This window comes from Neisseria blantyrii, assembly GCF_962747855.1.
In the GTDB taxonomy this organism is placed as follows: Bacteria; Pseudomonadota; Gammaproteobacteria; order Burkholderiales; family Neisseriaceae; genus Neisseria; species Neisseria viridiae.
In genome coordinates this window covers 91,723-104,088 of record NZ_CAUIZY010000004.1, presented here as the reverse complement: position 1 = coordinate 104,088, position 12,366 = coordinate 91,723, and the positions used below count along the sequence as shown (strand labels likewise).

General features: G+C 52.2%; 11 protein-coding genes, 1 other RNA gene and 1 pseudogene. 3 read left to right on the top strand and 10 right to left on the bottom strand.

From position 1 onward, the window contains the following. The first annotated feature begins 15 nt into the window (after positions 1–15). Genes Q9J80_RS05180 through Q9J80_RS05170 form a run of 3 tightly spaced genes read left to right on the top strand, consistent with a single transcriptional unit; the run spans position 16 to position 2,944 of the window. Positions 16–795: a (Fe-S)-binding protein gene (locus tag Q9J80_RS05180; RefSeq protein ID WP_301670219.1), complete on the top strand. Its 780-nt coding sequence runs from the start codon at positions 16–18 to the stop codon at positions 793–795. Beyond that, positions 792–1,493 carry a LutC/YkgG family protein gene (locus tag Q9J80_RS05175; RefSeq protein WP_301673362.1) on the top strand — a complete coding sequence of 234 codons (702 nt, stop codon included), beginning with the start codon at positions 792–794 and terminating at the stop codon, positions 1,491–1,493. Before Q9J80_RS05180 ends, Q9J80_RS05175 begins: the two co-directional genes overlap by 4 nt. After that, positions 1,490–2,944, top strand: coding sequence for a LutB/LldF family L-lactate oxidation iron-sulfur protein (locus tag Q9J80_RS05170; RefSeq protein WP_301670221.1), 1,455 nt, complete (start codon positions 1,490–1,492; stop codon positions 2,942–2,944). The genes Q9J80_RS05175 and Q9J80_RS05170 overlap by 4 nt, the downstream gene beginning before the upstream one ends. A 52-nt stretch (positions 2,945–2,996) precedes the next feature. Here the strand turns inward: Q9J80_RS05170 and Q9J80_RS05165 are convergent. From Q9J80_RS05165 to Q9J80_RS05120, 10 genes and pseudogenes are all read right to left on the bottom strand, one after another. Beyond that, positions 2,997–3,413, bottom strand: a pseudogene (locus tag Q9J80_RS05165) (DUF2513 domain-containing protein); the annotation flags it as partial. A 161-nt stretch (positions 3,414–3,574) separates the two neighbouring features. Further along, entirely contained in the window at positions 3,575–3,760 is a 186-nt protein-coding gene (locus tag Q9J80_RS05160; protein ID WP_234403402.1) for a hypothetical protein, read from the bottom strand. A 449-nt stretch (positions 3,761–4,209) separates the two neighbouring features. After that, positions 4,210–4,572: a transfer-messenger RNA gene (gene ssrA / locus Q9J80_RS05155) on the bottom strand. Between the two features lie 62 nt (positions 4,573–4,634). Beyond that, positions 4,635–5,240 carry a Smr/MutS family protein gene (locus tag Q9J80_RS05150; RefSeq protein ID WP_025458343.1) on the bottom strand — a complete coding sequence of 202 codons (606 nt, stop codon included), beginning with the start codon at positions 5,238–5,240 and terminating at the stop codon, positions 4,635–4,637. A gap of 154 nt (positions 5,241–5,394) precedes the next feature. Next, the gene (locus Q9J80_RS05145) at positions 5,395–6,450 is read right to left on the bottom strand and encodes a sulfate ABC transporter substrate-binding protein (RefSeq protein WP_301673361.1); all 1,056 of its coding nucleotides are present in this window, start codon (positions 6,448–6,450) and stop codon (positions 5,395–5,397) included. A gap of 105 nt (positions 6,451–6,555) precedes the next feature. After that, complete coding sequence (locus Q9J80_RS05140; RefSeq protein WP_301670225.1) at positions 6,556–7,038, bottom strand: GNAT family N-acetyltransferase; 483 nt, start codon at positions 7,036–7,038, stop codon at positions 6,556–6,558. Between the two features lie 46 nt (positions 7,039–7,084). Then, on the bottom strand, positions 7,085–8,221 hold the full coding sequence (locus tag Q9J80_RS05135) for a 5-(carboxyamino)imidazole ribonucleotide synthase (protein WP_301673360.1): 1,137 nt from the start codon (positions 8,219–8,221) through the stop codon (positions 7,085–7,087). Between the two features lie 257 nt (positions 8,222–8,478). Further along, positions 8,479–9,954: an anthranilate synthase component I gene (gene trpE / locus Q9J80_RS05130; RefSeq protein WP_304671578.1), complete on the bottom strand. Its 1,476-nt coding sequence runs from the start codon at positions 9,952–9,954 to the stop codon at positions 8,479–8,481. Positions 9,955–10,065: 111 nt separating this feature from the next. Then, a complete protein-coding gene (locus tag Q9J80_RS05125) occupies positions 10,066–10,431 on the bottom strand; it encodes a hypothetical protein (RefSeq protein ID WP_304671579.1) in 366 nt (121 codons plus the stop codon). Between the two features lie 19 nt (positions 10,432–10,450). Continuing rightward, positions 10,451–12,361 (bottom strand): ATP-binding cassette domain-containing protein, encoded by a 1,911-nt coding sequence (locus Q9J80_RS05120; RefSeq protein WP_304671580.1) that lies wholly within the window; start codon positions 12,359–12,361, stop codon positions 10,451–10,453. Positions 12,362–12,366 lie beyond the last annotated feature (5 nt).

The window sequence follows — 12,366 nt, the reverse complement described above, 5'->3', positions numbered from 1 at the left end:
CCGTTAACGAAAAAAATGAGCGCAACCATTCCCCCAAAAATCATCCGATACGACAGTAATCCGACCGATGTCTATTTTTTCGGCACCTGCGTCCTCGATCTCTTTATGCCCGAAGCCGGTATGGATGCCATTACCCTAATCGAGCAGCAGGGCATACGCGTCCATTTCCCGATGGCGCAAAGCTGCTGCGGCCAGCCCGCCTACTCTTCCGGACATCCGGACGAGGCGTTTGATGTCGCCAAGGCGCAACTCGACCTTTTCCCCGAAAACTGGCCGATTGTCGTACCGTCCGGCTCGTGCGGCGGTATGATGAAGCACCATTGGCCCACCCTGTTCAAAAACACAGAATACGAATCCAAAGCGGTTGATTGCGCCGGCCGCATCATCGAGTTTACCCATTTCCTGCTTGCCATCGGTTTCAAACCCGAAGACAAGGGCGAACCGGTCAAAGTCGCCGTTCACACTTCCTGCGCCGCACGCCGTGAGATGAATGTCCATCTCTCGGGCTGGCAGTTGATTGACGGTATGGAAAACGTTGAACGTATCGTCCACGACCACGAAAGCGAATGTTGCGGCTTCGGCGGCACATTCTCCGTCAAACAAGCCGATATTTCCGGCGCGATGGTAACCGACAAAGTCGCCGCGCTGAAAGAAACCGGTGCGACCGAAATCATCAGCGCGGATTGCGGCTGTATGATGAACATCGGCGGCAAAATCGCCAAGGACGAGCCAGATATGCCGCGTCCGAAACATATCGCATCCTTCTTGTTGGAACGCACCGGAGGCAAAGTATGAGCGCGCGCGAAAATATTTTGGCAAAACTGAAAAAAGCCGATGCCTTGCCGATGGAAGAGCCTGCAGTTTTCGATTATTACCGAGAAAAGGGTGTTTCCTGGGACAGCGAAGCCGAGCGTTTGAAACATTGGGCTGCCGCAATGCGTGCGGTCAAAACCGAAATCTATTGGGTAACGAAAAGCAATTGGATGCAAGTTTTCCGCGAAGCGGCAGAAGGCAAGGGTTTGAAAAACATCCTTCTGCCTCTCGCAACCGAGCACGGGCAACTGGCGCGTGCCGCGCTGGCAGGCAGCAATATCGAACCGATTGCCTTCGAGCGCGAAATCGATACTTGGAAAACCGAGTTTTTCGCAAACATCGATGCAGGCTTCAGCGGCGCACAATGCGGTATCGCCCGCACCGGCACGCTGATGCTGTTTTCCAGCCCCGAAGAACCGCGCACCTTGAGCCTCGTTCCGCCCGTGCATTTCTGCCTGTTCGATACGTCCAAGATGTACAACGAGTTTCATAACGCCGTCGAAGGTGAAAAACTGGTGGAAAACGGTATGCCGACCAATGTATTCCTGATTTCCGGCCCGTCCAAAACCGCAGACATCCAACTGACGCTTGCTTACGGCGCACACGGGCCGCGTGATTTGGTCATCCTCGCCATCCTGCCCGACCACATTTCCCCTGCCAATTTGGAGGAAAACGCATGACTACGCAAACCATCAAGTTCCACATGAAGCCGGAAACTTTCAAACAAAACGCTGCAATTTCCCTTCAAGACAAGCCTTTGCGTAAAAGTCTGCGTACCGCGATGGATATGCTGATGACCAAACGCAAAGCCGTTTTGACCGACGAAGAAGAGCTGCAAAGCCTGCGCGATTTGTGCGAACACATCCGTCAGCGTTCCCTGTCCAAATTGCCCGCGCTGTTGGAGCAATTGGAAGAAAACCTGACCAAGCTGGGCGTGAAAGTACACTGGGCGGAAACCCCTGCCGAAGCCTGCCAAATTATCCACGACATCATCACAGCCAAAAACGGCAAGCTGATGGTCAAAGGCAAATCGATGGTCAGCGAAGAAATCGAGCTGAACCATTATCTTGAAGCAAAAGGCATTAAAGCGGTGGAAAGCGACTTGGGCGAGTTCATCGTCCAAATGGCAGGCGAAAAACCGACCCATATCGTGATGCCCGCCATTCACAAAACCAAAGAACAGGTGAGCGAACTGTTCCACCAAAACCTCGGTACACCGCTTACAGACGACGTGGACCAACTGACCGGCTTCGCCCGCAAAGCCCTGCGCGATATTTACAGCACTGCCGATGTTGGTTTGAGCGGCGTAAACTTCGCCGTTGCCGAAACGGGTACGCTGTGTCTGGTCGAAAACGAAGGCAACGGCCGCTTGAGTACCACCGTTCCGCCCGTGCATATCGCTATTACCGGTATTGAAAAAGTGGTGGCGAAATTGTCTGACATCCCACCCTTGTACAGCCTGCTGCCGCGTTCCGCCATCGGTCAGAACATCACAACCTATTTCAATATGATTACCGGCCCGCGCCGCAGTGAGGAATTAGATGGCCCGCAGGAAATGCACTTGGTTCTGCTCGACAACGGCCGCAGCCAGGCTTATGCCGAAGACCAAATGCGCCGCACCCTGCAATGTATCCGTTGCGGCGCGTGTATGAACCATTGCCCGGTTTATACCCGCATCGGCGGCGCGGCATACGGCACAACCTATCCCGGCCCGATTGGCGAGATTATTTCCCCGCACCTGTTGGGTCTGGATGCCACCCGCGACCTGCCGACCGCCTGTACGATGTGCGGCGCGTGCGTGGAAGTCTGCCCGGTACGCATCCCGATTACCGAACAAATGCAGCGTTTGCGCGTTGAAGCGCAACGTTCGCCGACCGAAACCGTGCCGCACCCCATCCGAGGGCAAGGCGCATCGCATACCTTCGGCGAACAAATGGCGTGGCGCACATTCAACGGTATTTTCAGCGGCAGCAAAACCTACCGCGCCTTCGGTTGGGCAGCCACCAAGTTCCGCAACCTGACCCCTCGCAAACAGTTGGGTTGGACGCAAAACCGCGTACCGATGAAACCGGCGAAGAAAACCCTGCACGAACTGATGGCGGAAAAAATGCGCCAAAAAGAAAAAGCATAAGCGATTGTGTATGAAATGCCGTCTGAAATCTTTTCAGACGGCATTTGCTTGGTTATTCGGCTTTGAATCTTGGGTCGGCTTCCGACAGCCGTAGGGCGGCATTGCCATGCCGCCGTTCAAACCCTTGCATTCGCACCTCCAACAGTTTCAGTGCGGCGGCTTTGATGGCTTCAAAAGACAAATCCACCGCTTTTTCCTTCAACAGGCTGCGGATGCACCGCCAAGCCGTATCGCTGCGGATGGAAGCGAGAAACTTATGCCTCGCCCACGTCAGGCAGATGCCGTAACAGGCAAACCCATTGCCCGGCTGTTCGCGGTTGCATTTGCCCGCAATCAGTTCGTCCTGTATCAAGAGCCACAGATGATATGCGGCTGCTTCCTTTGTCCAACTTTCGATACAGGTGGAAACGAGCCAGCGGTCGGGGTTGGGTTCATTTTCCAATTTGGTCAGGATATGGCGTATCAAATTCCAGTCGCGTTTCGCTTTTTATCCTTGAAGATGTTTTAAAGGCTGTCTGAAACGGTTTCAGACGGCCTTTTGGTTATGCGGATTTTAATCCCGGGTCTGCTTCCGGAGCGGTTTTCAAATCGGACTTGTACGGTTTGACCCACTCGGACTTTTCAGCCGCCTCAAGTATCCATTCGCACACACGGACAAATCCGCAATCGAAAATACGCTGCCCACAACTCGCTCTGCATCTGCTCGGCTGCCTCCCTGTCAATTCCAGCCGACAGATAGTCGAACAATTCGGACGGGGCGGTTTTCCTACTTAAAAATACTTTTATTTCTCGGCTGACATACAGTTCAGACGGCATGACCTACTCCGATATTTTTATCAATAAGCAGACTTTATCCCGCTGTTCTTGCGGCAATGATAACACATACCGCAACAATGTCTTTGCAGTATTATCCCACCACCCGGTTGATTTCATACCAGCATATATAGGCGCAATTCATACGGGTGGGCGAATACATGGGGGGGAACTGCAACAGGGTGCGTGTTTGCGGATAGCTTGTGTAAGCACAAAAGTGTGTAACAGCCTGATAATTGGCTGGAAGCTTGCAGCTTTTTGCATTGCCGATTTGTCGGCAGTAATGTTGGCTTTGGCATTTTCTTCTGTTTTAAGGTAACTTGTGGCAAGCTTCCCCCATAAATGATGAGAATTCAGGTATAGCTCGTCGTATCCGAGGCAACAAAAAAGCCTTGAAACTGTTTAATTTCAAGGCTTTATGCGTATTACAGGATACTGCTGAAAATAGGGTATGGTGGAGGCGGGGGGAATCGAACCCCCGTCCGAAAGTCCTCTACAAAGCGTTCTACATACTTAGTTGTGTCTATTTGAAAATCTTATTTCCATCATGCCGACCAACAGGCCTTCAGGAAACCAGTTACCTTAAGTCTTATTTCCTGCCAAGTAACCCGGAAGGAAACCAGTCAATGTAAGATGACGTTGCGGTGGCTTTCGCCACACAGCCCATTGACCAACTGCTGCAACGGCTAGCCTTAAGCGGCTAAAGCGTAAGTTTCGTCGTTTGCGACTATTTGAATTCAGTGTTTTACGGGAATCTGAGACCCCGGTATGCCCGCATCTGCTTCGCAACCCCCGTCGAAACCAAGGTCGCCCCCAGAAATGGTTTGCAAATTATACGGATATTGTGCGGTGCTGCCAAGTCTGTCGGAGAAATTTGTCAGTCTTGCTGCCTTAATTTGCGTTTGAGCAGGATGCGGACGCAGCCGTCGTTGCCTTCCCGGGGTTCGACGTAGGCGAGTACGTCGGGGTGCTGCATCAGCCAGTTGCGGGTCATGTTTTTCAGAACGGGTTTGTAGCCTTTGGAACCTAATCCGCTGCCGTGGATGATTTCGCCGCATACGCCGCGTTTTTGGGTGAATGCAATGAATTCGTTGAGGACTTTTTGGGCTTCTTCTTGGTTGTAGCCGTGCAGGTCGACATCGGTAACGACGGGATAGTATCCGTTTTTCAGGCGTTGGATGTCGTTTTTTCCCTGTCCGTTTTTGCTGAAGCTGGCGGGCGGTTCATTGTGTGTGCTGCCGATGTAGAAATAGTTTTCTTCGTCGGCGCGGTTGTCTTTGGGACGGACTTTGATGGGGGTTTTGTCGGGCGGTGCATAATATTGTTGCCGGTTTTTTAATGGGGAGACTTGTCCGACTGCTTGTGAAAAATCCAAATCCTGTTCTTGTTTTTGCTTGTTTTTTTCGGCTTCCTGTTTTTCTGCCGCTTCTTTTTTGGCCTGTTTGCCCAATTGTTTGAGGATGTTTTGGAAGTCGGTATTCATGTTTTTTCCTGTTATTTGTTTTGTCGTTATTTTGGCTTGAAAATGTGATTGTAGGGGAATTTGTTTGGGCTTGCCAGGATGGGCTTGCGGCGGTTTGGACGATGCCGTCTGAAAGTGGTTCAGACGGCATCAGGCGGTTTGGGCGGGATGATGTTTATTTTTTAGTGCTTAATTGGTCGAGCATGCCGCCGTCGGCGAAGTAGGTTTTCATGATTTTTTCCCAGCCGCCGAATTTTTCTTCGGGAGAGAAGGTGTCTAAGTCTGGGAAGTCGGCTTTGTGCCGTGCCAATACTTCGGCGTTACGCGGGCGCAGGTAGAGCGATGCGGCGAGTTCTTGCGCCGATTCGCTCCAAAGGTATTCGAGATAGGATTGGGCGGCTTCCTGTGTGCCTTTTTTTCCGACGACGCTGTTTACGACGGCGACGGGGCTTTCGGCGGAAATGGTGTAGCTGGGATAAACAATCTCGAATTGTCCTTTTGTCAGTTTTTTGCTGACGTAGTTGGCTTCGTTTTCAAAAGTGATGAGTACGTCGCCGATGTTTCGTTGTGTGAAGGTGGTGGTGGCGGCTCGTCCCCCGTTTTCAAAAACAGGGGTGTTTTTGAGAATGGCTGCAACGAGTTTTTGGGTTTCCTGTTCGTTGCCGTTGGTCGCTTTCAAGCCGTAGCCGTACGCGCCGAGGAATGCATAGCGTCCGTTGCCTGTGGTTTTGGGATTGGCGATGACGATGTTAACGCCGTTTTTGGCAAGGTCATTCCAGTCGTGGATTTGTTTCGGATTGCTTTTTCGGACAAGGAAAACCATGGTGCTGGTGTAGGGGGCGGCATGGTCTGGTAGGGCTTGTTTCCAGCCTTTTTGTACCAGTCCTTTTTTTTCGAGGAGGTCGATATCGGAGGATTGGTTCATGGTGACGATATCGGCTTGAAGGCCGTTGGCTACGGATAATGCCTGTTTGCTGGAACCACCGTGGGACTGTTGGATACTGACGGATGTGCCGGGATGTTTGGATTGGTATTCTTTGATAAATAATGGGTTGTATTCTTTGTAGAAATCCCGTGCTACATCGTATGAGGCATTGAGCAGGGCAATGGTTTTACCGTCGGATTCGGTATTTGCCGGGATATTTTGCCCTGACGGATTATCTGGGTTTGCAGAGGGGCTGCATGCGGTGAGCAGGGCTGCGGTATAGAGTGCCGGTGCGTAGGTTTTCATGTGCGTATCCTGTCGGTTGGTAGATGGGGCAACTTTATACGGCTGTCTGCGCTTGTGGAAATAATGTTTGATTTGAAGATTATCAGTTTTGGTTATAAGGACGGGTCAGAGGTGTTTGCGCATCAGTTCGCATTTGATTTTGATGCTGGGGTCAAGCTGCAATACTGCCGAACCGAGCGATTCGTAGCGGTTGAGGAGGTAAAACGGGACGGAGTTGAGCGATGCGTAGAGTTTCAGAAAGCTCAAACCGGATTTGTGGGCGATGGTTTCTGCCTGACGGAGCAGGGCAGTGCCCAGTCCGAGGTTGTGGAACAGGGGGTGGACGTAAAGCGCATCGAGTTGTGCTTCTTGGCAGTCAATTTGGAAAAATCCCTGTATGTTGCCTTTGTATTCGACAACCCAAAGTGCTTTGCCGGGGTCGGAAATGGTCGGCAGGTAGCTTTCTGTGTTTAACAGGCCTTCCCATACTTTTAGGGCGTGTTCGTTGTAGCTGAGGATGCAGGTGTATTGGACGGAATGCAGGTGGACGTTGAAGATGTCTTTGCAGTCTTGCACGGTGGCGGGGCGTAACAGTGTCAGCAGGCTCATGGCGGTATGTCGGCGGTTTCAGACGGCATCTGTGCCGTTGGTCGGATTATAGGGACTGATGCAGTTTTTTTGCTTCTTGAAATGCGGTGTCCGAATCGGTGGTTAAAACGGTGAAATGCCCCATTTTCCGCCCTTTCCGTGCGGCTTTTTTGCCGTATAGGTGCAGGTGTGCGTCCGGCCGGCTTTGCAAGGGCAGCCAATCCGGTTCGCCGCCGCCTTCCTGCCAAACGTCGCCCAAAATATTCGCCATACAGCAAGGCGATAATAATTTGGTGTCGGCAGGCGGCAGGTTGCACATAATGCGTACCTGCTGTTGGAACTGGTCTGCAGCGCAGGCATCCAGCGTATGGTGGCCGGAATTGTGCGGGCGCGGGGCGATTTCGTTGACGACCAATTCGTGCGTGTCGCCGACGACGAACATTTCCACCGCCAACACGCCGACATAATCCAATTCGTCCGCCAAGCGTTTTGCCATCTGCCGCGCCTGCTGCTGCACGTCGGCACTCAGCCGCGCAGGGACAATGGAATAAACCAAGATGCCGTTTTCGTGGATATTTTCGGCGGGGTCGAAGGTTTGCACATTGTCATTGTTCAGACGGCATACGATAACGGAAATTTCGCCGCGCAAATCCACCATTTTTTCCAAAACGCAATCCACGCCGCCGTGTTCGACAAACGCGGCTTTGAGTTCATCCACCGTTTTGACGCGGATTTGACCTTTGCCATCGTAGCCCAACGTAGCCGTTTTCAGGATGCCGGGCAAAAATTGCGCGCTTGCTTCGTTGATGTCGTCTGAACAGCAAACCACTTGATACGGCGCGGTTTGCAATCCCGCTTTGCGTATCCACGCTTTTTCCTCAATACGGTTTTGCGCGATAGCAACGCAGTCGCCGCTGGGGGAAACGTTGGTATGCTTTGCCAAAAAGCGCATCGCATCGGCATTGACGTTTTCAAATTCGGTGGTAACTGCCGCGCATTTTGCCAATTCGTCCAAAGCGGCTTGGTCGTTAAACGACGCGCACAAATGGCGGTCGGCAAATTCCGCCGCCGGAGCGTTCGGATCGGGGTCAAGAACGGTGACTTTGTAGCCCATGGTTTTGGCGGCAACGGTAAACATTCTGCCTAATTGTCCGCCGCCGAGGATGCCGAGTATGGCGGGTGGGAGGATGGGGGATTTATTCATAGCGGTTTAATTTGTCTGTGTTCTACTGTTTATTTCAGGTTGTCTGAAACCGTTAATCCGTCGTTCCTGTGCAGGCGGAAATTTAGGCCTCAATTTTTTGGAAATATTTAGAGATTCCCGTCATTTCAAATTTCTGGATTTCCGCTTGCGTGGGAATGACGCGGTAAAGGTAGTTGTTTTAATCAAACGATTGCTGCTTATTGTTTGGATTTTCAGACGGCCTGTTGATTCCTTAAAGGCTGTCTAAAACGCCAAGTTTACCTATCCAACCCTTCCTGCACCATCTGCGCCGCCCGAACCACTGCTCGGGCTTTGTTTTGCGTTTCCTGCCATTCTGATTCAGGATTGGAGTCGGCAACTACGCCTGCGCCGCTTTGGACGAAGAGGGTATTGTTTTTAATCACGGCGGTGCGGATGGCAATTGCCAAATCCATGTCGTTGTTGAAACCCCATACGCCGACGGCGCCGCCGTAGATGCCGCGTTTGCTCGGTTCGACTTCTTCGATGATTTCCATGGCGCGGACTTTGGGTGCACCTGAAAGTGTGCCGGCAGGGAAGGTGGCGGCGAGGATGTCCATATTGGTAACGCCCTCTTTCAGACGGCCTTCGACGTTGGAAACGATGTGCATCACATGGGAGTATTTTTCAATCACCATTTTATCGGTTACTTTGACTTCGCCTGTTTTGCTGATACGGCCGATGTCGTTGCGCCCTAAATCGATAAGCATGACGTGTTCGGCGATTTCTTTGGCGTCGCTTAATAAGTCTTGTTCATTGGCAAGGTCTTCGGCGGGGGTTTTGCCGCGCAGGCGCGTGCCGGCGATGGGGCGGACGATGACATCGTCGCGTTCGCGGCGGACGAGGATTTCAGGCGAGGAGCCGACGATGTGGAAATCGCCGAAATCGTAGTAAAAGAGGTAAGGCGAAGGATTGAGCGTGCGCAAGGCGCGGTAGAGGGCGAGCGGGCTGTCGGTGAATTCCATGCTCATGCGCTGGCTGGGGACGACCTGCATGCAGTCGCCTGCGAAGATGTAGTCTTTGATTTTGTTGACGCAGGCTTTGAACGGCTCTTCGCCGAACCCGCTGACGGCTTCAGTGTGTTTGCTGCCGAGCGAGAGCGGGATGGCGCAGCTTTGGCGCAATTGAGTGCGGATGTCTTCGAGGCGTTCGCGGGCGCGTTCGTAGCCGTCGGGCTGCGAGGGATCGGCGTAAACGATGAGGTGGATTTTACCGCTTAAATTGTCGATAACCGCCAACTCTTGCGACAGCATCAGCAAGATGTCGGGCGTGCCGAGCGTGTCGGCTTTGGCGCTGTTTTTCAGGCGATGGGCGAAGTGTTCGAAATTGTAGATGGTTTCGTAACCGAAGTAGCCGACCAATCCTCCGGTAAAGCGAGGCAGGCTTGGGATTTCGGGCGTTTTGAAGCGGTTGTGGAAGGCTTCGATAAAGGGCAGCGGATTGCCGTCGTGTTGCTCGACGATTTCGCCGTTTTGGTAAACATCAACGTGTTTGCCGCTGGCTTTGAGATAGTGGCTGCAAGGCAGTCCGATAAAGGAATAGCGACCGAAACGTTCGCCGCCGACAACGGATTCGAGCAGGTAGGTATAGGGGCGGTTGGCGAGTTTGAGATAGAGGGAAAGCGGCGTATCCAAGTCGGCAAGGAGTTCTTGCACGAGCGGGATGCGGTTGTAGCCTTGGGCGGCTTGGGCTTGGTATTCTTGCTTGCTGATCATTTCTGCTTCCCCAAAAGGCGGTTTCAGACGGCATGATAAGGGGTGCGAGTATAGCATTTTATCGGAATTGTTGACAGTCTGACCGGAGATGCCGTCTGAAAAAAGACGGGCTTACGGCTTTGTTTTGCGCTGCCGGTATTGTTTCCATTTAAACAGATAACCTGCGGTTACGGGAATCAGGGCTAAGATGGTTTTGAACGTCCATGATGCATACCAAGGTAAAGAACCGGGTGTGACCGATTGATTCAGATACGGCCACCAACAGGCAGTCAGGCAGCCGAGCAGCAGCGGCCAGATATGCCGGCTGAGGTTTTTTTGCCAAAGGAGGAATGATGCGGCAGACCAAAGCAGGGTAAGGGCAGTGATTTTTAACACGGTATAAGTATCCGCTCCAAACAGGGCGGCGAGAAAATACGTACCGGCAATCCAGAGGACGGCAAGTATCAGGACAATGATTTCTTCAGGTCGTTTGAACATTTTTTCTTCCTATTTGATTTCAGACGGCATTGCCGTTCTGTTTGGTTTCCAGCAGCTCCCAGCGTTCCAGCTTTTCCAAAAGCAGCATTTCGATTTCTTCGGCACGGTTTTGCAATGCGCCTGCTTTTTCGTAATCTTTGAAAATTTCAGGATCGGAAAGTTGGGTATTGATTTCAGCCTGCTCGGTTTCCAAAGCGGCGATTTCATCGGGCAGGGCGTCGAGTTCGCGCTGTTCTTTGTAGGACAGTTTGACCGTGCGGTTGGCTTTGGGTTTTTCTTTGGCGGGTTCGGCATCGGATGCTTTGGGTGCGGCTGCCGTCTGAATTTTATCTTCCCGCGATTTTGCGTCGATATAGTCCTGATAGCCGCCGATGTATTCTTTCAGACGGCCTTGTCCTTCGAAAACAATGCTTTGGGTAATTATATTGTCGAGGAACATACGGTCGTGCGAGACGAGGAATACCGTGCCTTGGTAATCGCGCAGCAAATCTTCGAGCAACTCTTGGGTGTCGATGTCCAAGTCGTTGGTCGGTTCGTCCAAGACCAAAATATTAGCAGGACGGGTAAAGAGTTTTGCCAGCAAAAGGCGGTTGCGTTCACCGCCGGAGAGCGATGAAACAGGACTTTGTGCGCGGGCTGGATGGAACAGGAAATCTTCCAAATAGCTCATGACGTGTTTTTTCTTGCCGCCGATTTCGACGTAATCGTTGCCCTGTCCGAGCGTGTAAAACACGGTGTCGTTTTCGTTCAACGCGCTGCGGAATTGGTCGAAATAGGCGACTTCCTGCTTGCTGCCGATGCGGATTCTGCCGTAAGTCGGGTTGAGTTCGCCCAAAATCAGTTTTAAAAATGTGGTTTTGCCGATGCCGTTTGGGCCGATTAGGCCGATTTTGTCGCCGCGCTGCAAAATAGCGGAGAATTTGTCCATGATGACTTTGTCGCCGTAGGCAAACGAGGCGTGTTCCAGTTCGGCAATGATTTTGCCGCTTTTCTCGCCGCTGTCGAGCTTGAAGTTGACTTGTCCCTGCACATTGCGGCGTTCGGCGCGCTGGCGGCGCAGTTCTTCCAAACGGCGCACGCGGCCTTCGTTGCGGGTACGGCGCGCTTCGATGCCTTTGCGTATCCATGCTTCTTCCTGCGCGTGGAATTTGTCAAACAGGCGGTTATGTTCCGCCTCGACTGCCAACTCTTGCGCTTTTTTCTCGCTGTATTTGGAGAACGAGCCGGGATAGGAACGCAAAATACCGCGATCGAGTTCGACGATGCGCGTGGCGATATTGTCCAAAAAACGGCGGTCGTGGGTAATCACAACCAAGCTGCCTTCAAAGGCTTTGAGTAGGTTTTCCAGCCAGATAATCGCGTCGATGTCCAAATGGTTGGTCGGTTCGTCCAGCAGCAATACGTCGGGCTTTTGCACCCAAGCTTGCGCCAAGGCGACGCGTTTTTTCTGCCCGCCGGAGAGGTTGCCGATTTTTTCGTTTTCCGGCAAACCGAGTTCGCCCAAAGTCTGCTTCACCGCTGCATCCAGCTTCCAGCCGTCCTTCGCTTCGATTTCAAGCTGCAATTCGTTGAGTTCTTTCAACAAAGCCTCACTCGAACCATTTTCCAACTCATGGCTGACGTGATGATAACGGCGCAATAAATCGCGAATTTCGCCCAAACCTTCGGCAACGGTATCAAATACGGTTGCTTCCTTATCAAAAAAGGATTCCTGCGGCACATAAACGATTTTGAGGTTGTTTTGAACAATAATCTGCCCGTCGTCGAGCTTTTGCACGCCGGCGAGAATTTTCAGAAACGAAGACTTACCCACGCCGTTGCGGCCGATTAAGCCGATTTTCTCGCCGCTGTCGAGTTGGAAGGACGTTTTGTCGAGCAGGGCGACATGGCCGACGGCAAAGGAAGCGTTTTCTACGGATAATATATTCATAATGT